Origin of the sequence: Micromonospora sp. NPDC048169, from assembly GCF_040652815.1 — a bacterium.
Classification (GTDB): Bacteria; Actinomycetota; Actinomycetes; order Mycobacteriales; family Micromonosporaceae; genus Micromonospora.
Window position 1 is genome coordinate 110,930 of record NZ_JBEZMS010000003.1, and the last position, 25,814, is coordinate 136,743.

Below are 25,814 nucleotides of genomic sequence, written 5' to 3' on the forward strand. Positions count from 1 at the left end.
GGCGCGCGTACGAGGGCGTCGGTGGCCCGGCCGACCTACCCTCGGTTACATGTCAGCGACCTCGTCTGCCGGCGCCCCGCTCCCCCGACACCTGAACCGGGGCGCGGGCCGCGCCCCGGTTCCCGGCTCCGGCCGGGCCGCCACCGGGCGTGCCCGGCCCTCGGAAACCAGGTGGTACCCCGCGCACGACGAGGCGCCCCGCTCCGGCGGTCCCGGCGGCCCGGCGGGCCCGGCCGGTCCCGGTGGTCCGGGCGGCGGCGGTCCGGGTGGGTCCGGCCGGCGTGGTCCCCGGCCGCGCTGGGGGCGCATCGGCCTGGTGGCCGGCGTGGCGGTGCTGGTGCTGGCGCTGCTCGGCGGCCTCGGCGCCTGGTTCTACGCCCGCAACCTGGACGACGACCTGGCGCGTACCGACCCGTTCGCCGGGATCACCGGGGGACGGCCGGCCAAGCAGGTCGAGGGCGCGTTCAACATCCTGCTCGTGGGCAGCGACTCGCGGGACCCGGACGCCCCTGTCGACGGCTCGGGCAAGTGGCGCGCGGACACCGTGATCGTCATGCACATCCCGGCCGACCACAAGAGCGCCTACCTGGTCTCGGTGCCGCGCGACCTGTATGTGCCGATCCCGGAGAGCGCCGGCGCGTCCTGCGACTCCGGCTCACGCAACAAGATCAACGCGGCGTTCGCGTTCGGCGGCCTGCCGCTGGCGGTGAAGACCGTGGAGTGCTTCACCGACGTACGCATCGACCACGTCATGGCCATCGACTTCGGCGGCTTCAAGGAGGTCACCGACGCGCTGGGCGGGGTCGACCTCAAGGTGGAGCGGACCATCACCTCGATTCACAAGCCGTACCGGACGTTCACCAAGGGCGTGAACCACATGAACGGCGCCGAGGCGCTGGACTGGGTCCGGCAGCGCAAGCAGTTCCCGGACGGCGACTTCGCCCGGATGCGGCACCAGCAGGAGTTCCTGAAGGCGCTGATGGACAAGGCGGCGAGCACCGGGACGCTCACCAACCCGAAGAAGCTGAACGACTTCCTCAAGGCGGTGACCGCCGCCGTCACGGTCGACCAGGGATTCTCGTTGACCGACATGGCAGTGCAGTTCCGCAGCCTGCGGGGCGAGAACCTGACGTTCGTCACCAGCCCGCACCTGGGCGGCCAGACCATCGACGGCCAGTCGGTGGTGGTGTCCGATCGGGAGAAGGCGCTGGCGATGTACAAGGCGATCGCCGCGGACCGGATGGCCGAGTGGATGCAGGCCAACCAGAAGGGTTCGGGCGACAGCGCGGGCGGCTGACGCCGGCACGGCACGACCTGTGTCGCGTGCTGGATCCTCGCCACCACGGAGGCCAACCGCCGACCGGCTCCTTACTCCTGCCCGTTCGGCCACACCCCGAGGATGTTGGCCGGGATTGACGGGAATTGCCGCCCGACGAGGTCGCAGAAACGAGAACCAGTACGTAAAGTGGTCCCGCCCCCGATCCCCGAGCTGGAGCACGCATGTCGGTCCAGACCAGCCGTCGCACCCACTCACCGGCACCCGGGTCATCCGGGCGGGTTCCTCCGGTCATCCCCACACAGCCCGGTTCCGGCGGTCGCGGTCCCGGCGGTGGCAAGAAGAAGCGCACGAAGCGCAAGGACCCGCTCTGGGCGAAGCTCACGCTCGTGCTCGGCGCCGTGCTGATGGTGACGAGCGGCGTGGCGATCGTCGGCAGCAAGGCGGTCATCGGCCAGGCCACCAACAACATCGCCCAGCGCAACCTGCTCGGCGAGGCGGGCAAGACCGAGGCCGAGGGTGGCAACAACCTCGAAGGCCCGATCGACATGCTGCTGCTCGGCGTGGACGCGCGGGCCCGCTGGGCCGCCGACGACGTCCGGGCCGACACGATCATCGTGCTGCACATCCCGGCCAGCCACGACCAGGCGTACCTGATCTCGATCCCGCGTGACACCGAGGCGCACATCCCGGCGTCCGACAACGGCTTCAAGGGCGGCACCGACAAGATCAACGCTGCCTTCCAGATCGGCGCGCGCAACGGCGGCGGCTGGGAGGGCGGCGCCCAGATGATGGCCAAGACCATCAAGGGGATGACCGGGATCAGCTTCGACGGGGCCGCGATCATCAACTTCGGCGGCTTCAAGAACGTCATCGACGAGCTCGGCACGGTGCGGATCTGCGTGACCGAGGAGGTCTCCTCCCTGCACATGTCGTACGTCGACGGCAAGCCGATGTGGAACGCGGACGCCAAGAAGACCGGCAAGGCGCGCAAGCCGGTGACGTACAAGAAGGGTTGCCAGGAGATGGAGGGCTGGCAGGCGCTGGACTACTCCCGGCAGCGCAAGACCCTTCGCAACGGCGACTACGACCGCCAGCAGAACCAGCAGCAGCTGATCAAGGCGATGGCCAAGAAGGCCTCCGAGAGCGGCACGCTGACCAACCCGATCAAGCTGAACGGGCTCATCAAGGCGGCCGGCAAGGCGTTCGTGCTGGACACCGGCGGCGTGTCGATCGAGGACTTCATCTTCACGATGAAGGGTGTGACCGGCAACGACCTCGTCACCCTGCGGACCAACGGCGGCACCTTCAACGGCAACGGCAACAACCGCGAGGTGCTCAACCAGCTCAGCATGGACATGTTCCAGGCGGTCAAGGACGACAAGCTGGCCGAGTTCGTGGTGAACAACCCGGACGTCCTCTCCACCCGTAAATGACGCTCTGACCTGCGCGAAAGCGATACCGGTCGGCCGATCCCCCCGTAGCCTGACGTGAGCGGGTCTCATGTCGCGGCTACGGGGGGATCGTCACGTCCAGGCCAGCACGGAACCGACGCGGGCGGGGTGGACCCGCCCGCCGGGCCCGGTTCCTGCTCGGCGCCGGGCTCGCCCTGGTGCTGCTGGCCACGCTCGGCGTCGCCGGTCTGCACTGGCTCACCTCGCGCTACGACCGCACCGTCGCCAAGGAGCAACTGCTCGACCCGGCCGCCCGGAAGAAGCGGACAGACCTGGACGGCGCACTCAACTACCTGCTGATCGGCTCGGACCACCGGCCCGGCGCGAGCCCGGAGGACCAGCGCTCCGACAGCATCCTGATCGTGCACGTACCGGCCGGGATGCGGCAGGCGTACCTGATCTCCGTGCCGCGCGACCTGCTGGTGGCGCTCCCCGCCGCGCCCGGATTCCCCGGCGGCCAGGACAAGGTGAACGCCGCGTACGAGCACGGCGGCGGCGGTGAGGGCGGCGCGCGGCTGCTCAGCACCACCCTGAGCCGGCTCACCGGGATCCGCTTCGACGGCGCGGCGCTCGTCGACTTCTCCGGCTTCAAGCAGGTGATCGACCAGCTCGGCGGCATCCGGATGTGTGTGGACACGCCGGTGCGCTCGATCCACACCCAGCACCAGTTCGACGCCGGCTGCCAGCAGATGGACGGCGCGCAGACGCTGGACTACGTACGGCAGCGCTACGACCTGCCCGGCGGCGACTACGACAGGCAGCGGCACCAGCAGCAGATGCTGCGGGCGATGGTCGACCGGGCCGGCCAGACGCGGCTGCGCGACGACCCGGTCAAGCTGGACCGGGTGCTGCGCGCGGCGGGCGGGGCGCTGACCGTGGACACCAACGGCGTACCCCTCGGCGAGCTGCTGTTCGCGCTGCGCGGCCTGCCCGCGGACGCCCTGCGCGGGGTCCAGGTGCCCTCCTACCCGCAGACCATCGACGGCGTCTCGTACGTGGTGCTCGACGACGGTGGCGCCGGGCTGTTCGGCGCGCTGCGCGACACGCGGGTGCCGCAGTGGGCCGGCGCGAATCCGCGCTGGGTCAACCGGCTGTGAGCGGCTCGGGCGACTAGGCTTGGTTACCGTGTTCGGAGCCTCACTACCCAGCGTCCCCGCGTCGGCCGTGCCCGACGACGTCTACCTGCTCGACGTCCGGGAGGACGACGAATGGGCCGCCGGCCACGCGCCGGCCGCCCATCACCTGCCGATGACCGAGCTGCCCGCCCGGATCGCCGAGATCCCGCAGGACCGCGACGTGGCGGTGATCTGCCGCTCGGGCGGACGGTCCGCCCAGGTGGTCGGTTACCTCATGCGCAACGGCTGGGACCAGGTGCGCAACGTCGACGGAGGGATGGGCGACTGGGCCGCCGCCGGCCGTCCGGTGGTAACCGACGACGGGCAGCCGGGCCGGGTCGCCTGAAGTCGGTGACGCGTCCGTGACCGCCCCCCTGGTCTTCGCCCATCGCGGCGCCTCGTACGACCTGCCGGAGCACACGCTCGCCGCCTACCTGCGCGCCCTGGACGAGGGCGCGGACGGGCTGGAGTGCGACGTCCGGCTGACCCGCGACGGGCATCTGGTCTGCGTCCACGACCGTCGGCTGGACCGCACCAGCAACGGCCGTGGGCTGGTCAGCGCGCGTACGCTCGCCGAGCTGGAGGCGCTCGACTTCGGCTCCTGGCACCGCGCCGCGACGCTCGCCGAGGACGACGTGCGGCTGGACGAGTCGCACACCCGGCTGCTCACGCTGGAACGGCTGCTCGACGCGGTGCTGGCGGCCGGGCGGCCGGTCCGGCTGCTGATCGAGACCAAGCACCCGTCGCGCTACCGGGGCGACGTGGAGCGGCGCCTGGTCGAGATGCTGCGCCGGTACGGGCTGGCCGAGCCCCGCCCGGACGATCCGGTCCAGGTGACCGTGATGTCGTTCTCGCCGCTCGCCGTACGCCGGGTCCGGGAACTCGCGCCGGCGCTGCCCACGGTGCTGCTGCTGGAGGTCCTGCCCCGCCTGCTGCCGCTGGGCCGGCTGCCGTTCGGCGCCCGGATCGCCGGTCCCGGCGTGGATCTCGTCCGGGCCCGCCCGCGCCTGGTCCCCGCGCTGCGCGCCGCCGGCAACTCGGTCTACGTCTGGACCGTCAACGAGCCGGAGGACCTGGAACTCGTGCTGGAAGCGGGCGTGGACGGGGTGATCACGGACCGGCCGGCCCGCGCGCTGGCCCGGTTGGGCCGGTGAGTCCCGTCGATCGGTACGGGGGACGGTCGACCGGCCGGGGGTGTCCCGGACGCGGACGGCGCGGCACACTCGGGACATGCCGGAGCGAACCGACTACCCCGCCTTCATCGCCGGCCACACCGCAGTGATCAATATGATCAACTCCGGCGAGTCCGGTCTCGCCGTGCTCACCCGACTCCTCGGCGAGGTCCAGCCGGCGGTCGGCGCGGCCGGCCTGGTCTTCGTGGAGTTCACCCCGGCCGGCGGACGGGTCGTCGCCGCGACCGGCAGCGCCGAGTTCGTCCTCGGCCGCCCGCTGCCCGCCACCGACCCGGCCACCGTCTGCCTGCTCGCCGGCCCGCCGGTACGGGAGGTCCGGGTCGACGCGATCCCCGGTGCGCTCGCCGACGAGGTCGCCGGCCGGGGCCTCTGCCGGATGATCGTGGCGCGCGCCGAGATCGGCGGGCTCACCGTCGGCAGCCTGCACGCGCTCTACCCGCTGGGCGAACCGCTGCAACCCTCGCAACGCGCCGTCATCGGCTACATCGCCGCCTGCATCGCCCACATGTACGGCGACCAGACCGGCCTGCCCGTACACGGGGACGGCCCGGTCGTGGCGGCGCTCGCCGACGGCCTCGCGGTGGTGGACCGGGACGGCCGGGTCCGGCTCTGGAACCCGGCCGCGGTCGAGGTGACCGGCCGGCCGGCGGACGAGGCGCTGAGCCGCCCGCTGCCGTTCCCGCTGCCGCCGCCCGGCCAGGTGCTCGACCACCGGCTGCCGGACGGCCGCTGGCTGCGGATCACCTCCGGCGAGCTGCCCGGCCCGAACGCGCTGCGCGTGGTCACCTTCCGCGACACCACCGACCAGCAGCGGCGCGACCACGACCGGGACCTGTTCGTCGCGGTGACCAGCCACGAGCTGCGTACCCCGGTCACCGTCATCAAGGGGTACGCGGACACGCTCACGGACCACTGGGACTCGCTGAGCGACGGCGACCGCAGGCAGGCCGCCCGGATCATCGGCCAGCGCGCGAACGAGCTGGCCCGCCTGGTCGACCGGCTGCTGACCGCCGCCACCGAGAACCGTCCCGGCGGTGAGCCGGCCGCGCCGTTCGACCTGGTCGACGCGCTGCGCGCGGCGGTGACCGACCTGCCGGCCGACGTCCGGCACCGGGTCGTGCTCGACCTGCCCGCCGACCTGCCGAAGGCGCTCGGCGACCGGCACAGCCTCGCCACTGTGCTCACCGAACTGGGCACCAACGCCGGGAAGTACTCGCTGCCGGACACGCCGATCGAGATCACCGCCGAGGCGAACGAGCGGACCGTCTCGTTCCGGGTGGCCGACCGGGGCATCGGCATCCGCCCGGAACACGTGGAGCGGGCCTTCGAACGGTTCTGGCAGGGGGAGTCCGGCGACCGCCGCCGCTATCCCGGCGCCGGGCTCGGCCTCTATCTCGTCCGCCAGATCGTTGAACAGCAGAATGGATGGGTATCCCTCCGGCCCAGAGCCGGTGGCGGTACGGTCGCAGAGGTGCGGCTGCCCCGGGGCTGACCCGGGGCGCTCACGGGCGGGGAAGGAACGACGTGTCGACTGGTCCGGCCGAACGGTCGTGGTGCGTGGTGGTGCCCCACGACGCCACCGGCGCGCGCCTGGCCCGGCACCGCCTCGCCGACGAGCTGACCGGCGTCGTACCCCCGGTCCTGATGGCCGACCTGGTCGCGGTCCTCGCCGAACTGGTCGGCAACGCGGTCCGGCACGCCGACGCCCTGCCCGGCGGCGTGGTGCGGGTCGCCTGGCGGCTGCGCCCGACCGAGCAGGGGCCGAGCATCGAGCTGCGGGTCACCGACGGCGGTGCCGGTGCCGGCCCGTGCATGCGTACCGCCTCGCCGGACGCGGCCGACGGGCGTGGGCTGCACATCGTCGCCGGGCTCGCCAGCGGCTGGGGGGTGGAGCGCGACGGTCTGGGCCAGAGCGTGTGGGCCCGGTTCGACCCGGTCCCGGCGCATCGGACGGACCTGGTCGCCGCGGGCTGACCGGCGCGACAGCCGGGTCCGGCCCCCACCGCCGGGGCCCGGCATCTAGGCTGTCTCGCCATGGGCGAGCGGAGCGGAGCGGGCGCATGAGCAAGCGTCGGAAGAACCAGCGGGCCGTCGAGGCCACCCCGAAGCGGGAGAAGGTGCGCGACGTCTTCGTGCCCCGGCCGTTCGAGGGCCTGGCCGACGAGCCGGAGTGGATCGCCCTGCGCGAGCTGGTCCCGGCCGCGTCCGCGCCGCTGCGGCTGACCCCGGAACTGATCGAGGAGTACGGCGACCGGCCGGTCACGCTGGCCACCGTGCTGCCGATGGCCGCCCCGGCGATGACCAAGCCGGACGGGCGGGTCTTCATCGGCCTGCAGCGGCACCAGCAGTCCGGCGACGTCTCCCGCGACCTGGCCGACGCGCTGATCTCCGCGCTGCGTACCGAGCCGGGCGGCCAGGTGAGCGTGCCACCGCTGCCCGGGCCGGGCCCCCGCCTCCAGGACATCCTGGTGGACGGCCCGCTGGAGATCACCATGCACGACGGGTTCGACTTCTGGCTCGACCCGGGCGCCGCCGACGACCCGAACGTGCAGGCGTCCCTGGAGCGGGCCAACTCGGCGATCTACCCGACCGTCAAGCTGGCCGCCGCGCGGGCCGCGTACTGGTGCCAGGTGCCGGAGAAGGCCCACGTGCGCCTGGTCCTGCCGGACGACGAGGACGCCGCGCTGGACGCGCTGTCCCGGCTCGCCGCGGCGGGCGCGCTGACGCTCGGCGACGACACGAAGTTCGCTGGCATGTTCCGGGCACACGGGCGGCTGGCGCCGGTCTGGGACCTGCCGGAGGACACCCCGGCCGCCGAGTGGGAGGCGCCGGTGGCGGAGTTCGCCAAGCGCTACGCCGAGGCGGTGGCGGAGCGGGAGCCGCTCGACGCGGCCGGCCGCCGGGCCCGCCAGGGCCTGCTCGGCCGCCAGCTGACGCTGCGCTGACGGCTCCGGGTCAGGCGGCCCCGCCCTTCTCCCGCACCAGCGGGCAGGACATACAGCGCGGGCCGCCCCGCCCGGAGCCCAGCTCCGACCCGGCGATGGCGATCACCTCGATGCCCGCGCGTTCCAGTTGCGCGTTGGTCTCCACGTTGCGCTCGTAGCCGACGCAGAGCCGGGGCGCGAGCGCGAGCGTGTTGTTGCCGTCGTCCCACTGCTCGCGTTCGGCGGTGACCGGGTCGAGGCCGGTGTCGATCACGCGGAGCTGGTCGAGGTCCATCGCGTCGGCGGCGGCCCGCAGGAACGGTGCCGGCCCGTCGACCCGCAGGTCGTCGCCGTCCGCGCCGGCGATGACCGTGTACGCGGACAGCTCGTGGGCGACGTTCGGGTACATCAGCACGGCGTCCACGTCGACCATCGTGCAGATCGTGTCCAGGTGCATGGTGGCGCGTTCCTGCGCGATCGGCACCACCAGGATGGTGTGTGCCAGTCCGGCCGCGAACACCTGCCGGGCCAGCCGTTCCGCACCGGCCGGGGTGGTGCGCTCACCGACACCGACGGCGAGCACTCCCGGCGCGAGCAGCAGCACGTCGCCGCCCTCCAGATGCTCCAGCCGGGGGTGGTAGACGAACTCGGTGCCGGCGAAGCGCGGGTGGTGGCGGTAGATGGCGTCGGTGAGCGTGGTCTCCCGCCGCCGGGCCGGCATGGCCAGGCTGGTCACACCGACCCGGTCGCCGATCCAGACCGACGAGTCGCGGGTGAACAGCAGGTTCGGCAGCGGGTCGATGACGAAGTCGTGCCGGTTCATGAGCGTCCAGACCAGACCGCCGGGGCGGTCGGCGCCGATCCGCAGTTCCTCGTGGGCGAGCCCGGCGGTGAGCACGTCGGCCAGCCCGGCCGGGTCGAGGTACGTCAGATGGTCGGCGACCCGGCGCCGCAGGGTGTGGCCGAGCCGGCGGGACCGCAGCACCTGCTCGGTCAGCTCGGCCCGGGCGTCTGCCACGGCGAGCGTCTCGACCAGCAGGTCGACCAGATAGAGCACCTCGACCCCACGGGACCGCAGCGCCGCCGCGAACGCGTCGTGCTCCTCCTGCGCGCGTCCCACCCACGGGATAGCGTCGAACAGGAGACTGTCGTTGTTGCGTGGGGTGAGGCGGGCCAGTTCCGGTCCCGGGCGGTGCAGCAGCACCGTCCCGAGTCGGGCGACTTCGCTGTCCACATAGTGGGTCACTCCCGCAGCCTAGGGCAGGCTTGCGCAGCATCCGGAAAAGAAGTGTGAATGAATATGGCATTCATCCGCACTCACTCCGGCGGTCCAACTTGCCGAGCCCCCGGGGGCGCAACGTAGGGTAGTGGAGACATAACTTCGAGAGACCTTTTGCCGGAGGTCGCGATGACTGTCTTTCCCGCTCGTCGAGCCGTACCGAGCAGGGCACTGCCGCCCCGCACGGTGCCGCACTCCCGGGTCGAGCCCACCTCGGTGCTCGAGCCGGCCCGACCGACTCCATTGGAGTGGGCCCGGCGTCGCCGGGCGGAGCGGGGGGCCCGCCGGTTGGAAGCGGCAGGGGCCCGCGCCCTGGGCCAACTCGACCACCTCGGTCCCGCCTGGCACGTCATCGAGTGGCCCCGGACGGATCCGGCCGACATGCTGCTCGACCGCGACGGCGACGACCGGGCCGGGTTCCTGGCCATCGGCCCGAGCGGCTTGTTCGCGGTCACCATCGCCGACCACGGCCGGGCCCGGGTGCTGGTGGCCGGAGACGTGGTCCAGATCAACGGCAAGCGCCCGCCGTACGTGGCGGAGGCACGCCGGGACGCCAAGCGCGCCAGCAAGGCCCTCTCCGACGCGGTCGGCCTGCCGATCCCGGTCACCCCGGTGCTGACGTTCGTCGGCTCCGGGGTGATCAGCGTCTACGGCCTGCCGAAGGACTGCCTCATGGCCACCCACCGCGAGCTGGACCGCCTGCTCGTGGCCGGCGGGAACCGGATCAGTCCGGCCACCGCCGAGAAGCTCTCCCGCGTCGCCCAGGCGCCGGCGACCTGGTTCAACGGCACGTACCGTCCATCCGCCGACTACCGGTGGTATGACGAGGGCCGAACGGCCGCTGACAAGCGGGCCGCCCGCCGGTAACGTCTCCGGCGACGCCACGCGGCCCCCGGCACCGCCCCCGACTGGTTCCGTCGGTCCGCGCCGTCGCCGGCCGCCCGGCAGCCGATGCTTCCGCCGCACCGACCGGCTAGCGTGGACAGACCGTCGGTGTACATAGGAGGCGCGGTGGCCCACGTCGAACTCTCACTCTCGGAAGTGTTCGCGCCCGCGGCATCCACCGAGCAGGAGTCCGACAACTTCGGGCAGTGGTCCGGCATGGTCTCCCGGGCCGCCGAGCCGTGCCTGCTGATCGACGCCGGCACCACTGTGGTGGCGATCTCCTCGTCCGGCTGCGACCTGCTCTGCCTGGGCGCCCCGGAGGACGTCATCGGCCTGCCGCTGCTGGAGGGTGGCCTGCGCCTGGTCGACTTCACGGCCAGCCCGAGCGAGCTGACCGAGCAGGAGACCGACAAGATCCCGCCGTTGCTGGCGCTGCACTCCGGGCGGCTCGCCCGCGGCCTGCTGCGCGTGCAGGGGCCCGGCTCCGACGCCGGCCGGACGGTCGACGCCATCTCCACGCCGGTGCTCACCGACGGCGCGGTGGCCGGCTCGCTCACCTTCCTCTCCGCGGTCTGACCGGCGACGAGAGCCACGCCCTTCACCCGGGCCGGTCATCATCCTACGATGGCCTCGGCCCCACCACACGACGACACCCCTCGATGCCCGAGGACGCCCCCGTGCCCCGCACCCCACAGCCCCGACGCCGCCACCGCCCGCTGGCGCTGCTGACGCTGCTCGCCCTCGCCGCCTGCGGCACACCACCCGAACTGCGCGCACCACCACCCGCCGCGGCCACGCCCGTACCGGCCCCGACGGCGTCCGCCACGCCGACCCCGAGCGCCACCCCCACCCCACCGGCGCCCGTCCTCCCGCCCACGCTCTCCCCGTCCGTGCCGTCGTCGGCGGTGCCCTGCCGGGGGCGGCCCTCCGGCGACCGGATCGTCGCGCTGCTGCGCGGCTCCGCAGGCGTGCTGCCCCGCGACGTCCGGGTCACGGTGGCGACCGGTCCGCTCTGCGCCGACGGTTGGCAGTACACCGTGCTGACCGTCCCCGGGCACGAGGAGTTGCAGGTGGTCACGCGCGGCGAGACCGGCACGCCGAGGCTGGTCACCGCCGGCACCGACGTGTGCGGCATCGAGGTGCGGACCGTGGCGCCGGCCGGCATCCGTACCCTGGCCTGCGACGGCACGCCGGGTGCGTAGGCTGGTCGGCATGCCGGGAACACCGCCGACCCGCTTCGTCTACCTGGGCCCCGAGGGCACCTTCGCCGAGCAGGCGCTGCGCACGGTGCCCGCCGCCGAGCGCGGGGACCGCACACCCGCCCGCAGCGTCGGCGAGGCGCTCGACGCGGTACGCGCCGGAGAGGCGGACGCGGCACTGGTGCCGCTGGAGAACTCCATCGGCGGCGCGGTCGGGGTGACGCTCGACGAACTGGTCGAGGGCGACCCGCTGGTGATCACCCGCGAGGTGGTCCTGCCGGTGGAGTTCGTGCTGGCCGCCCGCGCCGGCACCACGCTGTCCGACGTCCGCGCCGTCGCGGCCCACCCACAGGCGTCCACCCAGTGCCGGGGCTGGCTGCGGGAGCACCTGCCCGACGCCACAGTGGTCGACGTGCTCTCCAACGGCGCCGCCGCGGCCGGGGCGGCCGGTGGCGAGTACGACGCCGCCATCTGCGCCCCGATCGGCGCGAGCCGGCACCGGTTGGCGGTGCTCGCCGACAAGATCGCCGACCACTCGGACGCGGTGACCCGGTTCGCGCTCGTGGCCCGCCCCGGGCCGCCCCCGCCGCCCACCGGCGACGACCTCACCTCGCTCGCGGTGTTCCTCGCCCACGACCGGGTGGGCGCGCTGCTCGCGGTGCTGATGGAGCTGGCGGTACGCGGCGTGAACATGACCCGGATCGAGTCCCGCCCCACCGGCGAGGCGCTCGGCCGTTACGTGTTCTTCCTGGACTGCGCCGGGCACGTCGCCGACGTTCGCCTCGGCGAGGCGTTGCAGGGGCTGCGCCGGGTCTGCGCCGACGTGCGGTTCCTGGGGTCGTACCCCCGGCACCGCTGGAGCACGGCGGGTGGCCAGCCGACGCCGGTGCCGCCCGGGCTCACCGACGCCGACTACGCCGACGCGGCGGCCTGGGTGGCCCGGCTGCGGGCCGGAGAGCTGAGCTGACCGGCCCGGGGCGACCTCGGCGGACGCCCCGGGCACCGGAGGTCACTGCAGCAGGCCGCCGAGCACGCCGCCCTGCTGCTGGGAGCCGCTGCCGGCCACCGGAGGCTCCTCCGAGGGCTGGACCACCACGAAGCCCTGCCCGGCGAAGCTCATCGTGAACGCCTCGCCGGTGCTGCGGCCGAGCAGCGTGCCGAGGCCGAGCTGCTCGGCGCGGTGGTAGCCGGTCTGGAGGTTCGCCGACCAGCAGACCGCCGCCTGCGGGTCCACGTACGTCGGCGCGTCCACGTTCAGCACCACCGGGGTGCCCTTTGTGGTGATGGCGATCCGGCCGTGCCCGGTGAAGACACAGTTGAACAGGCCGGAGGAGGACGCGAAACCGGCGCCGCCGACCATCTTGATGTCGTACTGAAGGGTCGGGTCGAACGCCAGCACGCTGGAGCCGTTGATGGACAGCGCGTCGCCCGGCTCCAGGTCGATGATGTGCACGTCCTTGGCGAAGTCGGCGAGGAACACGTCACCGCGGCCGGAGAGCTTCATCAGCGGCACGCCCTCACCGGTGAGCCGCTGCTTGATGAACTTGCCGATGCCGCCGGAGCCGAGCGCCTGGAACTGCACCTGCCCCTGGTAGGCGACCATCGAGCCGACGCGGGCCATCGCCTCGCCGTTCAGCTCGATCTTCAGCATCTTGGCGTTCTGCAACCGCATGCCCGGCTGCTGGGACTCCTTCTCAAGGTTCTCCGCGGAGAACAGCGCGCTGCGCATGGGTTGTTTTCCTCCCGCATCAGGTTCTGCCTGATCCGCAGGTTAGGGGACCGGCGCAACCGCCGGGACCAGCCGGGCGGGGACGCGCCGGAGGCCGGTCAGCCCCAGCCCAGGGCGTGCAGCCGCTCGTCGTCGATGCCGAAGTGGTGGGCGATCTCGTGCACCACGGTCACCGCCACCTCCTCGACGACGTCGTCGTCGGTGTCGCAGATCGCCAGGATCGGGTTGCGGTAGATCAGGATGCGGTCGGGCAGCACGCCTGAGTAGTCCCAGCCGCGATCGGTGAGCGCGTGCCCCTCGTACAGGCCGAGCAGGTTCTCGCCCGGCGGCGGGTCGTCCTCCACCAGGATGACCACGTTGCTCATCAACCCGAGCAGTTCCTCGGGCACCTCGTCGAGCGCCTCGCCGACCAGTTCCTCGAACCGGTCCCGGCTCATCTCCACGGCCACGCGGCCCGGTCACTCCCTCCGGTCGGGCACACCGCACGGCGAGGGCGTCCCGCAGGACACCCTCGCCGTGCCGTACGCGATGTCAGGCCAGACGGGCGTTCAGCGTGATCTGCGCGCCCGGGGACAGCAGCCGGGAGATCGGGCAGTTCTCCTTGGCCGCCTCGGCGAGCTTGGTGAACTCGGTCTGGTCGATGCCCGGGACCTGGCCGACGGTCTCCAGGTCGATGCGGGTCACCGTCATGCCGGCGTCGGTCTTGTCGAAGTGCACCTTGGCGGTGGTCTCCACCGCCGACTCCTGGGCGCCGGCGTCGGCGAGCTGCTTGGAGAGGGCCATCGAGAAGCAGCCGGCGTGCGCGGCGCCGATCAGCTCCTCGGGGTTGGTGCCCTCGCCCTCCTCGAAGCGCGACTTGAAGGAGTAGTTGCCGGACAGGCCGCCCTTGCCGGTGCGGACGGTGCCGGACCCCTCGGTGAGGTTGCCCTGCCAGCGAGCGGATGCGGTACGGATAGGCATGGCACCGACGCTAACCGAAAGCGGGCCGCACCGCACCGGACCTCGGGTCGCGATCCCGGCCGGCGGGCGCGGGCTGTGCCATGATTCGACCCAGGCCCGCGTACGGGAAGGGTGGCCATGTCGCAGGATCTCCCCGTTCCCCGGCAGGACAAGCGGATCCCCATGCAGGACAACAGGTCCGACGACACCACGATCGTCGAGTGGGGCGACGCCGAGCCGGAGTCGTCCGGCCGGGCCGGGCGCTCGCTAGCCGCGCTGAGCCGGGACCGTCGCCTGCCGACGGTGCTCACCGGGCTCGGCGCGGTGGCCGCTGTCGCCTCGCTGATCGGCGAGTGGCTGGTGATCGCGGTGCCGGCCGAAGTCCGGGGCGGCGAGACACCCACCCGGCTGACGAACGGCATCTCCGACATCGGCGGGTTCGGGACGGCGTACCTGGTGGGTGTGCTCGGGCTGTCGGTGGCGGTGGCGCTGGCGCTGCGCGGCACCCCGGCGGTACGGCAGCAGGCCCGGCTGGCCGGGCTGGGTCTTGCCGCGGGCGTGCTCGGGGTGCTCGTCGCGACCGCCGCCTCCCTCGAACAGATCGCCCGGCGCATCCTGTTCTTCGTCGGTGAGCAGCGCCTCCAGGTCGAGCACGGACGCGGCCTGGTCAGCGCGTTCGTCGCCGTCGCGCTGCTGGCGGGCGCGCTGTACCTGGCCGGCCGGGCGGCCGGCGGTGTGACCGGCGACGCGGAGCCGGACGGGGAGCGGCCCGGCCGTGGCCGCCGGGCGGACGAGGACGATCTGCCCCCCGCCCCGGCGGACCTGACTGTGCAGCCCACGACGCCGTTCGCCGACCCCGACCGGTCCCGCTGAGCCAAGCCCCGGCAGGGCGTACGCCGGCCACCGGGGCTTCGCCGCCGATTCGCCGGAAAGCCGTGGTTGCCGCCCGTCGCGCGAGATACGGTTGCTGCCCGCCGTCCCATGGTCGCGGCACCGAGGACCTGGTCGGCCGGCGTGACGGCGGCGGGCGAAGGAGGAACCATGACCCGCCCGGGACTGCCCAAGCTGATCGCCACCGACCTCGACGGCACGCTCGTCCGCAGCGACGAGACCGTCTCCGCGTACACCCATCGGGTGCTGGACCGGGTGCGGTCCGCCGGGATCCCGGTGGTCGGCGCGACCGGCCGCGGACCGCGCCTGACCGAACTCACCCGCAACGACATCCGGGCCGCCGACTTCCTGGTGATGGCCGGCGGCGGCCGGGTGGTGGACCAGAGCGACCCCGAGGGGCCGCTGGTGCTGCGCGACGAGCGCCTGCCCGGTGAGGTGCTGGCCCGGATCCTCACCGACCTGGAGGCGGCGGTCGGTCCGCTGACGGTGATGGTGGAGGCGTCGGACGAGCACGACGCGCCGCTGTGGGGCGACTACCACCCGAGCTGGCCCTACCCGGACCGGTTCGAGGCGCGCAGCCGGATGGAGTGCCTGTCCTGCGACGTGATCAAGGCGTTCGCGCGGACCGCCGACCACCACGTCGACGAACTGCTGGCGGCGGCCCGCGCGGTCGTGCCACCGGAGGTTGCCACGCTCACCCAGGCCGGGCTCGGCTTCATCGAGATCTGCCCGCCGCGCACGGACAAGGCCAGCGGGCTGAGCGTGGTCGCCGAGCGGCTCGGCGTGGACCCGGCCGACGTGCTGGTCTTCGGCGACCAGCCGAACGACCTGCCGATGTTCGGCTGGGCGGGGTGGGCGCGGGTGGCGGTGGCGAACGCCCACCCGGAGGTGCGCGCCGCGGCGGACGAGGTCACCCTGCGCAACGACGACGACGGCGTGGCCGTCTACCTGGACCGACTACTGTCCCGGTGATGCAGGAAACCCCTCGCCTCGTCGCCAGCGACATCGACGGCACGCTGCTGCGCGACGACCGGACGCTCAGCCCGCGTACCGCCGCGGTGCTGGCCCGGGTCGCCGCCGCCGGCACACCGGTGGTCCTGGTCACCGGCCGTCCGATCCGCTGGCTCCAGCTCGTGTACGAGCAGCTCGCCGAGCCGCTGCCGGCGATCTGCGCCAACGGCGCGGTGGTGTACGACCCGGACACCGACCAGGTGCTGCGGGCCGACCCGCTCGCCCCGGAGTTGCTGGCCGAGGTGGCCCGGCGGCTGCGGGCCGAGGTGCCCGGCGTGAGCCTCGCCGTGGAGATCGTGGACAGCCGGCAGATGCGGCACGAGGCGGACTACCCGCTGCGCTGGGACGCCGACCACGACGCGATCCGGGCAGTCGAGTCGCCGGAGGAGCTGCTCGCCGCGCCCGCGGTGAAGCTGCTGGCGCGGGCCGGTGAGCAGGACCCGGACGTCTTCGTGCGGGTGGTGGCGGGCGCGCTGGAAGGGCTGGCCGAGGCGACGCACTCGTCGTACAGCGGGCTGATCGAGATCTCCGCCGCCGGCGTGACGAAGGCGGCCGGCCTGGCCTGGTACGCGGAGCGGCTGGGCGTCGACGAGCGGGACGTGCTGGCCTTCGGCGACATGCCGAACGACGTGCCGATGCTGGCCTGGGCCGGGCGGGCGGTGGCGGTCGCCAACGCCCACCCGACCGTACGGGAGATCGCACACGAGGTCACCGGGCCGAACACCGAGGACGGTGTGGCGGCGTACCTGGAGAAGGTCTTCGGGGTGGACTGAGCGGCCGGGGCGCCTCACGCGCCCCGGCCGGCGGGTCACAGGTACTGGCCGGGCGCGTGGCCCTCGGCGCTCCCGGGCATCCCGGGCATGCCCGGGATCACGCCGCCCGGGCCGCTGGGCAGCGCCTGACGGCCGGAACGCATCTGCTCCAGCTGGACGCGGGCGGCCATCTGCTGGGCCACGAGCGCGGCCTGGATGCCGTGGAACAGCCCTTCCAGCCACCCCACGAGCTGGGCGTGCGCGATGCGCAGCTCGCCCTCGCTCGGCGTCTGCTGCTCGGTGAACGGCAGGGAGATCCGCTCCAGCTCCTCGCGCAGCTCGGGGGCGAGGCCCTCCTTCAGCTCGACGATCGAGCGTTCGTGGATCTCCCGCATCCGGTTCCGGCTGGCGTCGTCCAGCGGCGCGGCCTTCACCTCCTCCAGCAGCTGCTTGATCATGCTGCCGATCCGCATCACCTTGGCCGGCTGCTCGACCAGGCGGGTCGGGTCCTCGCCCTTGCCCTCGTCGGTCTGCACCGTGCCGACCGGGCGGCCGTCCGGCCCGACCACCACCACGGTGCCGGGGATGCCATCGTTGCCCTGTTCGTCGTCGTGTCCGGCAGAGTGCGCTTCGGTCATGGCACCCATCTTTACCCACGCGAACCAGGTGCACGCGGCCGGACCTCCGGGGCGCTACCGTCGCCGCATGCTCTCCGACCCGCGTGAGGTGCTGACCCGCCCGTCCCCGCCCCCGAATGCCACAGTCGCCTACGGCGACCACCCGGACCAGTGCGCCGACCTGCGCCGGCCGGCCGGCGACGGGCCACCCCGGCCGCTGGTGGTCGTGGTGCACGGCGGCTTCTGGCGGGCGGAGTACGACCGTAGCCACACCGGTCCGATGGCGGCGGCGCTCGCCGCGCTCGGACACCCCGTCGCGCAGATCGAGTACCGCCGGACCGGCCGGCCGGGCGGTGGCTGGCCGCACACGCTCACCGACGTCCGCGCCGGGATCGCCGCGCTGCCGGAGCTGGCCGCCGCCGCGCTGCCCGGCCGGGTGGCGCCGGTGCCACCGATCCTGGTCGGTCACTCCGCGGGCGGGCACCTGGCCCTGTACGTGGCCGCGCAGGCCCCGGAGACGGTCGGCGGGGTACTCGCGCTGGCACCGGTTGCCGACCTCGCGCAGGCGTACCGGCTGGACCTGGACGGGGGTGCGGTGGCCGCGCTGCTCGGCGGCGGCCCGGAGGAGGTGCCGGACCGGTACGCGGCGGCGGATCCATCGGCATTGGTGCCCGTTCGCACACGTACGGTAGTCGTTCATGGTGAGGCGGACGTCCAGGTCCCGGTGGCGATCAGCCGGTCCTGGGTGGCCGCCGATCGGGCCGCCGGCGGCTCCGCCACGCTCGTTGAGCTGCCCGAATGCGAGCATTTCGGACTCATCGCCCCGGGCTCCACCGCCTGGCCCCTGGTCATCGAGGCGTTGCGGTCGCTTCACGATGATCTTCAAGGCATTGACGCAGCGTCGCCGAGCAGGTAGAACGCCGAAGGGGTGTGCACCATGGCCACCCCGTCGGGAAGGAAATCGGTGGCACAGATGAACCGCAGGCGGGCGCTGCAACTGCTGGCCGCGCTGGGTACCACCGGACTGGCGGCGGGCTGCGGCTCCGGTGACGACGACTCCGGAGAGCAGGCCGGATCCGGCAGCCCGATCAAAGTCGGGCTGATCGTGCCCGGCAGCGGGGCGAACAAGGCCATCGGCGACGAGATCACCAACGGCTTCCAGCTCTTCCTCAGCATGCGCGGCCAGCAGATCGCCGGCCACCCGGTCACGCTCGTGACCGCCGAGGAGGGCGACACCGCCGCCACCGGCAAGGCCGCCGTCGACCGGCTGCTCAAAGAGGGCGTGCTCGCGCTCACCGGCGTGGTCAGCCCGACCGTGATGACCGGGATCAAGGATGCCGTCGAAGAGGCCCGGGTGCCGCTGCTCGGCTCCAACGCCTCCCCGTCGACGCTCCAGGGTGTGGTCTACATCTGGCGCACGTCGTACGTCCTGACCGAGCCCGGCGAGGCGCTCGGCGAGTACCTGCGCCAGAAGCTGGACGCGTCGAGCCGGATCGCCATCTTCGGCACCCGCGGCCCGGGCAGCCAGGACGTCGTCGAAGGGCTGCGGCGCGCGTACGAGCGGGGCCGCCGGCTCACCGAGGACCCGATCTTCACCGACGACGACCCCAACCCCTCCCGGACGCTCTACTCCGGGCCGATCCGCAAGGCGCTCGGGCGCAAGCCGGACGCGGTCTTCTGCCACTACTCCGGCGCGCAGGCCGTGCAGTTCGTCAAGCAGCTCTACGCCCAGGGCTACCGGGGACCGATCTACGCCCCCGGGTTCCTCACCGAGGGCACCGCGCTCGACCAGCTCGACGACGGGGAGAAGGGCCGCGAGCGCAAGCTGATCCAGTCGTACGGCATCGAGACCGCGCTGAACTACTCGGCCGACCTCAACAACACCGCGAACCGGATCTTCGCCTCCGCGTACCGGAAGACGTTCAACTCGGCGCCGACCACGTACGCGATGGCCTCCTACGACGCCGCGCTGGTGCTGGACAAGGCGATCCGGCTGGCCGGGGCTAACCCGTCGCCGCAGCAGGTCAACCTGGCGCTCGGCAAGATCGGTCAGGTGGACAGCCCGCGCGGCACCTGGCAGTTCAACCAGACGCGTACCCCCCAGCAGAAGTGGTACCTGCGCCGGGTGCAGACCGACGGCCGGCTGCTCTCCAACGTCGTGATCAACGAACTGGCCACGCTGGGCTGACCGGCGCCCGTACACGTCGAAGGGCGGTCTCCCCGCGGGGAGACCGCCCTTCGTCCGCGCCGGCTCAGTGCCGCAGCTCGGCGACGCAGCACTTCACGCTGCCGCCGCCCTTCTTCAGCTCGGCCAGTTCCACTCCGACCGGGTGGTAGCCGGCCGCCTTCAGCGTGCCGGCCAGCCGGGTCGCCTCGTTGTTCAGCACCACGTTGAGCCCGTCGCTGACCAGGTTCAGGCCGAACGCCAGCGCGTCCTCGTCGTCCGCGACGATCGCGTCCGGGAAGAGCTGGGCCAGCACCTGCTGGCTGGCGTGGGAGAAGGCGCCCGGGTAGTAGACGATGTTCTCGTCGTCGATCGAGGCCAGCGCGACGTCCAGGTGGTAGAAGCGCGGATCGACCAGGTGCAACGAGACCACCGGCCGGCCGAGCGCCTCCTGCGCCTGGGCGTGCGCGGCCGGCTCGGTCCGGAAGCCGTAGCCGGCGAGGATCAGGCCGCCGTGCGCGTCCGGCAGGTACGCGAAGTCACCCTCGCCCTCGTTCGTCTCGCTCGGCGCGATGAACCGCCAGCCCCGCTCCTCGTAGAACGCCCGGTGCGCGGCAGCCTCGGCGGACCGCTGCTCGTGCTTGAACCGGGCGCCGTAGGCGGTGCCGTCGACCACGAAGGCGCCGTTCGCGGCGTAGACCATGTCCGGCAGGCCCGCCTCGGGGGTGAGCAGGTGCACCTCGTGCCCCAGCCCGACGAGCGTCTCCCGCAGCCGGTCCCACTGCTTGACCGCCAGGTCGGCGTCGACCGGCGTGGTCACGTCCATCCACGGGTTGATCGCGTATTCGACCGTGAAGTGCTCGGGCGAGCACATGAGATATGTCCGCTTTCGCGGGACTCGCTGCTGGTTCACGGTCACCAAGAGTAGGTACGGTACAACTTTGGTAACAGCCACAAGCATTGCTTCCGGGGAGCAGAACGTTGCAGATTGACGCGGTTGACCAGCGAATCATTGCGCTACTCGTCGCGGATGCTCGCGCCTCGTACGCGGACATCGGCAGCCGGGTGTCACTCTCCGCCCCCGCCGTCAAGCGACGGGTCGACCGCCTCCGATCCGCCGGGGTGATCCGGGGCTTCACCGCCGTCGTCGACCCGGCCGCGGTCGGCTGGACCACCGAGGCGTTCGTCGAGCTGTTCTGCGCCGGCCGGACCACACCGGCGCAGATCGGCGCCGCCGCCCGCCGGCATCCCGAGGTGGTCGGCGCGTACACCGTCTCCGGGGAGGCGGACGCGCTCGTGCACCTGCGCGCCGCGGACATCTCCCACCTGGAGGAGGCGCTGGAACGGCTGCGCGCCGAATCGTTCGTCACCTCGTCCCGCAGCACCATCGTGCTCTCCCGGCTGGTCGAGTCCCCGGGCGTCGGGCCGTCCACCCCTTGACCTCAACCTCGCTTCATGTCGTGCACTCGTGTCCGGCGGAAGACGAGGAGGCGGTATGCGTGCGGTGTGGCTGCGGGAGTTCGGCGGACCGGAGGTGCTCGTGCCCGGGACGGCACCCGACCCGGCACCCGGACCGGGCCAGGTGCTCGTCGACGTGGCACACGCGAACATCACGTTCGTCGAGACGATGTTCCGGGCCAGCGGCTTCGGGCCGTTCGGCGCCGAACTGCCGGTGATCCCCGGCAACGGGGTCGGCGGCACGATCACCGCGCTGGGACCGGACGCCGACCCGGCGCTCGCCGGCCGCGTCGTGGTCACCGCCACCGGCGGCACCGGCGGGTACGCCGAGCGCGTCGTGGTCGACCAGGCCGCGCCGGTCCCCGTACCCCCGGGGTTGCCGCTGGACGCGGCGGTGGCGCTGATGGCCGACGGCCGGACCGCCCTCATGCTGGCGCGGGCTGCCGGGCTGCGGCGGGGTGACCGGGTCCTGGTCGAGGCGGCGGCCGGTGGCGTCGGGTCGCTGCTCACGCAGTCGGCGGCGGCGGCCGGGGCGACGGTGGTGGCCGCCGCCGGTGGCGCCCGCAAGGTCGGCCTGCTCCGCGCCGCCGGCCTCGACGTGGTGGTCGACTACCGGCAGGCCGGCTGGACCGACCGCGTCCGGGACGCCGTCGGCGCGGTCGACGTGGTGTTCGACGGCGTCGGCGGGTCGATCGCCCGGGAGGCGTTCGGCCTGCTGGACCGCGGCGGGCGGATGCTCAGCTTCGGGCTGGCCGGCGGCACCTGGGCGGACATCCCGGCCGAGGCGGCCGCCGCACGCGGCGTCACGCTGCTGAGCCCACGACCCGGCCCGGACGAGCTGCGCGCCCTCACCGAGGCGGCGCTCGCCGAGGGCGCCGCCGGACGGCTGCGCCCCCTGATCGGGCAGCGCTTCCCGCTGGACCGGGCCGCCGCCGCGCACGCCGCGATCGAGGCGCGGGAGACCGTCGGCAAGACCCTGCTCGACGTACGCTGATCCGGCTCAGAGGTACATGCCGGTGCGGTGGTCCTCGGCCCGGGCCGGCTTGTCGCCCTCGCCGAAGAAGCGCTTGCCGCCGAACTCGCCGTGCAGACGGTCGTCCAGCTCGTCGGCGAGACCGGTCATCACCTGCACCGCGAGCATCAGATGGGTGGCCTGGAAGTTGCGGCCGAAGACCGGGATCGACGCCCACACCGTGTCGTCGGCGCAGTAGAGCCGGCCGATCGGCATCCGGTTGGTCAACTCGGAGAGCTTCACATACAGGCGCTCGGTCGGCTCGACCTCGGTCAGCACCGGCGAGAAGACGTCCACCAGCGGCGGGTTGTCCCGCACCCGGACGAAGACCATGGCCGACCCGGCCCGGATGTTTATGTCACCGTCGGAGTCGACCTGGAGCTTGTCGGACGTGGACTTCAGCATCGTCGACACGACGGTGCGGACCCGCTCCGCCAGCGCCAGCACGTCGTTCTCGCCGGCCTGGGCGGCCGCCGCCGCGGCCAGCGCCTCGTCCAGGTCGGCCTCGACGTCGCGGTCCGGGCCGAACTCGCTGCGAGCGGTGCCGAGCGGTTCCACAGGCAACGGCTCACCCTCGGTGTCGTGCACCAGGTAGACCAGGAAGGCGGGATGCGGGGCGCCGTAGACGTCGCGCAGCGTCCGGGACAGCACGGCGGCCAGCCGGGTCGCCTCGTCGGCGCCGCAGTCCAGCCCGAACTGCTCGCCGGAGCCCGGCACCACACCCGGCGGTGACCAGCCGAGCGCCACCATGTCGGCCACCGCCGCCCGGTCCAGCCGGTAGCCCTGCGGCAGCGTGGCGTTGCCGACCGCGCGGGCCGAGAGGCGTCCCTCCTCGCCGGCGTCCACGCTCACCGAGTAGACGGCGTCCCCCGTGCCCGAGGCGGTCGGGTCGAGCGTCACCTCCAGATGCCCGCCCGTGGGCAGCCCGCGCAGCCGGTCGGCGAGCGCCCGGGCGAACTCGCGCCAGGCCTCGGTGACCTTGGCGCGGAGATCAGCAGTGGTCGGCTCGTCGAGCAGGATCGGCTCGTGGTGCTCCGGCGTGGCGCCGGTGGCGTGGTGCTCCGGCGCCGAGGGGTGGTCTGCCGTCATAGATCGCCTCCGTCCGTTCCCGCCACCCTACCCAGGCGCGAGGGGGACCGAATCCCGCGCGAGGCGCTATTCCTTCGGTGTGGAACCGCCCAGGTCCACCGGCCAGGAGCCGGCCAGGGCGATGAGCCGCTCGGCCGCCGCGGCCGGGTCCGCGCCGCGCCCCACCGCCACCCCCAGCAGGTACGCGGTGACCGGCGCACCGGGCCGGACCACCTGGTGGGCCACGTCCCGGGCCACGTCGAGCACTGCCGACACGGGCACCCCCGCCGGGTCCAGGTCCAGTTCGGCGCAGACCGCCGTCACCCAGTCGTCAAGCACCGTCATCTCGTCCACTCCTCCGCCCGGCGTACGTCCTCGTCAGTGTCGCAGTCGAACCAGGGCGGCGGCCCTGAGCCGGACCAGGACACCTCCCGTACCGGAACCCCGGCGAGCAGCCCGCGTACCGGCGCACCGTCGAGCGAGCCGTCGCGCGTCGCGGCGAGCCGGTCGAGGGCGGCCCGCAGAGCGGGCACCCGCCAGAGGGCACAGAGGTGCTGACGGCGGCCGTCCCCGTCCACATAGCAGGCGAGCGCGGCGGCGGGCCCATCCAGCGCCTGCCGTCCGGCGGCCAGCGCGTCATCCGGCCCGGCGATCAGGGCGTCTTCCGGCCCGGCGGTCGGGGCGGCGAGGGCGCGTCGCAGCTCGGCCACCGCCGCGGCGGTGAGCAGCGGCAGGTCGGCGGCGAGCAGGGCGACAGTCGTCGTACCGGGGTCGAGCAGCGCCAACCCGGCCGCCGTGGCGGCCACCGGACCGCCACCCGGCGGCTCCTCCCGGGTCGTCCGGACTCCACTGGGCACCGGGCCGGACGAGCCGACCACGATCCGCTGGTCCGCGTCGGTCACGGCGTCCAGGACCCGGTGCAGCATCGGCCGGCCGCCGACCGCACGGGCCGGCTTGTCCACCCCGCCCATCCGCCGGGCCGCGCCACCGGCGAGCAGGATCGCCGCGTACCCCGTCACCGCCTCACAGTAGCCACAGCCACAACCGCCGCTTCCCCACCCGGGCCGGCGCCCGGCGTTGTCCGGCGTTCATCGACTGTTCCTCACCGAAGTGGTGGGGAATCCAGGCCTCCGGTACCGCCACTTCACCGAACTGGTATCGATCATCGGGCCGAGGGCTGGCCGGGGCCGGCCGAGGGCCGGGGAAGGCGGGAAGACCTGGGGCGACGTGCGGGCGGCGGGGCGCCCGGGGAGGATGGCGGCATGGGACGGGCGACGGATCGGCGTGGTGTGCTGCGGATCGACCTCGGCGCGGCCGGGGACGGCAGGGGGCGGATCCGGCGGCAGGACACCCTGGCCGTGGAGGAGCCGCTGGAGATCCGCGTCGGTGCGGCCGGTCCGGGCCGGCGCCGGCCGCTGGCGGTGACGATGCGTACGCCCGGCGACGACCTGGACCTGGCGATCGGCTTCCTGCTCACCGAAGGGCTGATCCGGTCGGCGGAGGACGTGCACACCGCGCAGCTCTGCGCCGGGGTGGAGACCCCGAACACCTACAACGTGGTCGACGTGGTGCTCTCGCCCGGCGTGCCCGAGCCCGTCACCGACCCGTCGCGCAACTTCTACACCACCAGCTCGTGCGGCGTGTGCGGCAAGGCGAGCATCGAGTCGGTGCGGACCCGCTCGCAGTTCCCGGTGCGGGACGACCCACTGGTGGTCACCGCCGAGCTGCTGGCCGGGCTGCCGGACCGGCTGCGCGCCGCGCAGCGTGCCTTCGACCGCACCGGCGGCCTGCACGCCGCCGGCCTCTTCACCGCCGACGGGGAGCTGGTCGTGCTGCGCGAGGACGTCGGGCGGCACAACGCGGTGGACAAGGTGCTCGGCTGGGCCACCCGGGAAGGGCGGCTGCCGCTGGCCGGGCATGTGCTGCTGGTCTCCGGACGGGCCAGCTTCGAACTCACCCAGAAGGCGTGGATGGCGGGTGTGCCGCTGCTCGCGGCGGTGTCCGCGCCCAGCACGCTCGCGGTCGAGCTGGCCGAGGAGGCAGGGATGACGCTGGTCGGCTTCCTGCGCGGGCCGACAATGAACGTCTACACCGGCGCGGCGCGCATCGGCTGACCGCTCACCGGGGCGTGCGTCTCGGTGCTGACCGCTCAGCGGGCGCGCACGGCGGCGGGTGGCGGCTACCGGCGTGGCCGGCGTCGGCGGCGTCGCAGGACCGCGCCGTCGTCGGAACCGGGCCACCCGTCCAGCGCGGACGGGGCGACTCCGCGCCGGAGCGCCTCGTCGAGCAGCACCGCGAGCGAGTAGCCGGGGTGGGCGGACAGCACCCGTTCCAGGGCGACAGCCGCGAGGGCCCCGTGTCCGGCTCGCCAGGCGGCGAACGCGAGCAGACATCCCGGCGCGGCGGTCAGGTCCGGCTCGGCGCGTCGCAGCACGTCCGTCCAGAGGCTGATGTCGTCGTCCCGGCCATCGGTGCGGGACCAGGCGTGGTCGCGCACCGCCACGTGGGCGAGGAGCACCGTCAGCCAGGCCACCTCGTCGTCGTCCAGCCGCTCGCCGCGCCGCTGCCTGCGGAACGCGGCTCGCACAGCCGCCGTGCCCGCCGTCCGCACGGCCCGACGCTCACCCCCCGATCCGGCTCTGTCCGCCGGAACCGACGGCTCGCCGCCCGGACCCGCACCCTCGGCCGGAACCAGCGACACCTCGTCCGACGCGGGACCGTCCGCCAGGACCGGCGGCTCCCCGTCCGACGCGGGACCGTCCGCCAGGACCGGCGGCTCCCCGTCCGACGCGGGACCGTCCGCCAGGACCGGCGGCTCCCCGTCCGACGGGGGACCGTCCGCCAGGAC

30 protein-coding genes are annotated in these 25,814 nt (G+C 73.4%); 20 read left to right on the plus strand and 10 right to left on the minus strand.

The window, feature by feature from the left end:
• Positions 1-49: 49 nt before the first annotated feature.
• From AB0D28_RS04105 to AB0D28_RS04140, 8 genes are all read left to right on the plus strand, one after another.
• Positions 50-1,297: an LCP family protein gene (locus AB0D28_RS04105; protein WP_357382010.1), complete on the plus strand. Its 1,248-nt coding sequence runs from the start codon at positions 50-52 to the stop codon at positions 1,295-1,297.
• A gap of 203 nt (positions 1,298-1,500) precedes the next feature.
• Positions 1,501-2,712, plus strand: a complete 1,212-nt coding sequence (locus AB0D28_RS04110; RefSeq protein WP_357382012.1) for an LCP family protein — start codon at positions 1,501-1,503, stop codon at positions 2,710-2,712.
• A 176-nt stretch (positions 2,713-2,888) separates the two neighbouring features.
• A complete protein-coding gene (locus AB0D28_RS04115; RefSeq protein ID WP_357382014.1) occupies positions 2,889-3,827 on the plus strand; it encodes an LCP family protein in 939 nt (312 codons plus the stop codon).
• 28 nt (positions 3,828-3,855) lie between these two features.
• Positions 3,856-4,191 (plus strand): rhodanese-like domain-containing protein, encoded by a 336-nt coding sequence (locus tag AB0D28_RS04120; RefSeq protein WP_013289303.1) that lies wholly within the window; start codon positions 3,856-3,858, stop codon positions 4,189-4,191.
• Between the two features lie 16 nt (positions 4,192-4,207).
• Positions 4,208-4,999, plus strand: coding sequence for a glycerophosphodiester phosphodiesterase family protein (locus tag AB0D28_RS04125; protein ID WP_357382017.1), 792 nt, complete (start codon positions 4,208-4,210; stop codon positions 4,997-4,999).
• Between the two features lie 76 nt (positions 5,000-5,075).
• On the plus strand, positions 5,076-6,530 hold the full coding sequence (locus AB0D28_RS04130; RefSeq protein ID WP_357382019.1) for an ATP-binding protein: 1,455 nt from the start codon (positions 5,076-5,078) through the stop codon (positions 6,528-6,530).
• Positions 6,531-6,595: 65 nt separating this feature from the next.
• Positions 6,596-7,012, plus strand: a complete 417-nt coding sequence (locus AB0D28_RS04135) for an ATP-binding protein (protein ID WP_357382299.1) — start codon at positions 6,596-6,598, stop codon at positions 7,010-7,012.
• Between the two features lie 86 nt (positions 7,013-7,098).
• On the plus strand, positions 7,099-7,983 hold the full coding sequence (locus AB0D28_RS04140; RefSeq protein ID WP_357382021.1) for a DUF5926 family protein: 885 nt from the start codon (positions 7,099-7,101) through the stop codon (positions 7,981-7,983).
• Positions 7,984-7,993: 10 nt separating this feature from the next.
• Here the strand turns inward: AB0D28_RS04140 and AB0D28_RS04145 are convergent, their stop codons facing one another.
• Positions 7,994-9,208 carry an arginine deiminase gene (locus tag AB0D28_RS04145; RefSeq protein ID WP_357382023.1) on the minus strand — a complete coding sequence of 405 codons (1,215 nt, stop codon included), beginning with the start codon at positions 9,206-9,208 and terminating at the stop codon, positions 7,994-7,996.
• Positions 9,209-9,370: 162 nt separating this feature from the next.
• On the opposite strand from AB0D28_RS04145, the gene AB0D28_RS04150 reads away from it, so the two are divergent.
• The 4 genes from AB0D28_RS04150 to pheA all read left to right on the plus strand — a co-directional run bounded on the left by AB0D28_RS04150 (position 9,371) and on the right by pheA (position 12,292).
• Entirely contained in the window at positions 9,371-10,108 is a 738-nt protein-coding gene (locus AB0D28_RS04150) for a hypothetical protein (protein WP_357382025.1), read from the plus strand.
• Positions 10,109-10,252: 144 nt separating this feature from the next.
• Positions 10,253-10,702: a hypothetical protein gene (locus AB0D28_RS04155; RefSeq protein WP_013289310.1), complete on the plus strand. Its 450-nt coding sequence runs from the start codon at positions 10,253-10,255 to the stop codon at positions 10,700-10,702.
• An 83-nt stretch (positions 10,703-10,785) separates the two neighbouring features.
• On the plus strand, positions 10,786-11,328 hold the full coding sequence (locus tag AB0D28_RS04160; protein ID WP_357382028.1) for a hypothetical protein: 543 nt from the start codon (positions 10,786-10,788) through the stop codon (positions 11,326-11,328).
• 10 nt (positions 11,329-11,338) lie between these two features.
• Entirely contained in the window at positions 11,339-12,292 is a 954-nt protein-coding gene (gene pheA / locus AB0D28_RS04165) for a prephenate dehydratase (protein ID WP_357382030.1), read from the plus strand.
• 42 nt (positions 12,293-12,334) lie between these two features.
• On the opposite strand, the gene AB0D28_RS04170 is transcribed toward pheA, so the two are convergent.
• The 3 genes from AB0D28_RS04170 to AB0D28_RS04180 form a co-directional block, all read right to left on the minus strand.
• Positions 12,335-13,054 carry an AIM24 family protein gene (locus tag AB0D28_RS04170; RefSeq protein WP_357382032.1) on the minus strand — a complete coding sequence of 240 codons (720 nt, stop codon included), beginning with the start codon at positions 13,052-13,054 and terminating at the stop codon, positions 12,335-12,337.
• A 98-nt stretch (positions 13,055-13,152) separates the two neighbouring features.
• Positions 13,153-13,497 (minus strand): metallopeptidase family protein, encoded by a 345-nt coding sequence (locus tag AB0D28_RS04175; RefSeq protein ID WP_357382301.1) that lies wholly within the window; start codon positions 13,495-13,497, stop codon positions 13,153-13,155.
• 88 nt (positions 13,498-13,585) lie between these two features.
• A complete protein-coding gene (locus AB0D28_RS04180; protein WP_354866593.1) occupies positions 13,586-14,014 on the minus strand; it encodes an OsmC family protein in 429 nt (142 codons plus the stop codon).
• A gap of 117 nt (positions 14,015-14,131) precedes the next feature.
• On the opposite strand from AB0D28_RS04180, the gene AB0D28_RS04185 reads away from it, so the two are divergent.
• From AB0D28_RS04185 to AB0D28_RS04195, 3 genes are all read left to right on the plus strand, one after another.
• Entirely contained in the window at positions 14,132-14,866 is a 735-nt protein-coding gene (locus AB0D28_RS04185; protein ID WP_357382034.1) for a hypothetical protein, read from the plus strand.
• 168 nt (positions 14,867-15,034) lie between these two features.
• Positions 15,035-15,856 (plus strand): HAD family hydrolase, encoded by an 822-nt coding sequence (locus AB0D28_RS04190; RefSeq protein WP_357382036.1) that lies wholly within the window; start codon positions 15,035-15,037, stop codon positions 15,854-15,856.
• Positions 15,856-16,668 (plus strand): HAD family hydrolase, encoded by an 813-nt coding sequence (locus AB0D28_RS04195; RefSeq protein ID WP_357382038.1) that lies wholly within the window; start codon positions 15,856-15,858, stop codon positions 16,666-16,668. Before AB0D28_RS04190 ends, AB0D28_RS04195 begins: the two co-directional genes overlap by 1 nt.
• Positions 16,669-16,703: 35 nt before the next feature.
• Here AB0D28_RS04195 and AB0D28_RS04200 read toward each other — a convergent pair whose 3' ends face one another.
• A complete protein-coding gene (locus AB0D28_RS04200) occupies positions 16,704-17,294 on the minus strand; it encodes a bacterial proteasome activator family protein (RefSeq protein ID WP_355093734.1) in 591 nt (196 codons plus the stop codon).
• 58 nt (positions 17,295-17,352) lie between these two features.
• Between AB0D28_RS04200 and AB0D28_RS04205 the strand changes: the two genes are divergently transcribed.
• Together AB0D28_RS04205 and AB0D28_RS04210 are read left to right on the plus strand one after the other, a co-directional pair.
• Positions 17,353-18,180, plus strand: coding sequence for an alpha/beta hydrolase (locus tag AB0D28_RS04205; RefSeq protein ID WP_357382040.1), 828 nt, complete (start codon positions 17,353-17,355; stop codon positions 18,178-18,180).
• Between the two features lie 48 nt (positions 18,181-18,228).
• On the plus strand, positions 18,229-19,452 hold the full coding sequence (locus tag AB0D28_RS04210; protein ID WP_357382042.1) for an ABC transporter substrate-binding protein: 1,224 nt from the start codon (positions 18,229-18,231) through the stop codon (positions 19,450-19,452).
• 64 nt (positions 19,453-19,516) lie between these two features.
• Here AB0D28_RS04210 and ddaH read toward each other — a convergent pair whose 3' ends face one another.
• Positions 19,517-20,350 carry a dimethylargininase gene (gene ddaH, locus AB0D28_RS04215; RefSeq protein WP_357382043.1) on the minus strand — a complete coding sequence of 278 codons (834 nt, stop codon included), beginning with the start codon at positions 20,348-20,350 and terminating at the stop codon, positions 19,517-19,519.
• A 59-nt stretch (positions 20,351-20,409) separates the two neighbouring features.
• Here ddaH and AB0D28_RS04220 point away from each other — a divergent pair, with 59 nt between their 5' ends.
• Entirely contained in the window at positions 20,410-20,868 is a 459-nt protein-coding gene (locus AB0D28_RS04220) for an Lrp/AsnC family transcriptional regulator (protein WP_013289323.1), read from the plus strand.
• 55 nt (positions 20,869-20,923) lie between these two features.
• Positions 20,924-21,880 (plus strand): zinc-binding dehydrogenase, encoded by a 957-nt coding sequence (locus AB0D28_RS04225; RefSeq protein WP_357382045.1) that lies wholly within the window; start codon positions 20,924-20,926, stop codon positions 21,878-21,880.
• A 6-nt stretch (positions 21,881-21,886) separates the two neighbouring features.
• On the opposite strand, the gene AB0D28_RS04230 is transcribed toward AB0D28_RS04225, so the two are convergent.
• The 3 genes from AB0D28_RS04230 to AB0D28_RS04240 all read right to left on the minus strand — a co-directional run bounded on the left by AB0D28_RS04230 (position 21,887) and on the right by AB0D28_RS04240 (position 23,985).
• Positions 21,887-22,987 carry a hypothetical protein gene (locus AB0D28_RS04230; RefSeq protein ID WP_357382047.1) on the minus strand — a complete coding sequence of 367 codons (1,101 nt, stop codon included), beginning with the start codon at positions 22,985-22,987 and terminating at the stop codon, positions 21,887-21,889.
• 66 nt (positions 22,988-23,053) lie between these two features.
• A complete protein-coding gene (locus AB0D28_RS04235) occupies positions 23,054-23,311 on the minus strand; it encodes a DUF6457 domain-containing protein (RefSeq protein WP_357382049.1) in 258 nt (85 codons plus the stop codon).
• On the minus strand, positions 23,308-23,985 hold the full coding sequence (locus AB0D28_RS04240) for an NTP transferase domain-containing protein (RefSeq protein WP_357382051.1): 678 nt from the start codon (positions 23,983-23,985) through the stop codon (positions 23,308-23,310). The genes AB0D28_RS04235 and AB0D28_RS04240 overlap by 4 nt, the downstream gene beginning before the upstream one ends.
• A 243-nt stretch (positions 23,986-24,228) precedes the next feature.
• Here AB0D28_RS04240 and fdhD point away from each other — a divergent pair, with 243 nt between their 5' ends.
• Positions 24,229-25,080 (plus strand): formate dehydrogenase accessory sulfurtransferase FdhD, encoded by an 852-nt coding sequence (gene fdhD / locus AB0D28_RS04245; RefSeq protein ID WP_357382053.1) that lies wholly within the window; start codon positions 24,229-24,231, stop codon positions 25,078-25,080.
• Positions 25,081-25,145: 65 nt separating this feature from the next.
• On the opposite strand, the gene AB0D28_RS04250 is transcribed toward fdhD, so the two are convergent.
• A partial coding sequence (locus tag AB0D28_RS04250; RefSeq protein ID WP_357382055.1) for a DUF4192 domain-containing protein occupies positions 25,146-25,814 on the minus strand: 669 nt, incomplete at its 5' end.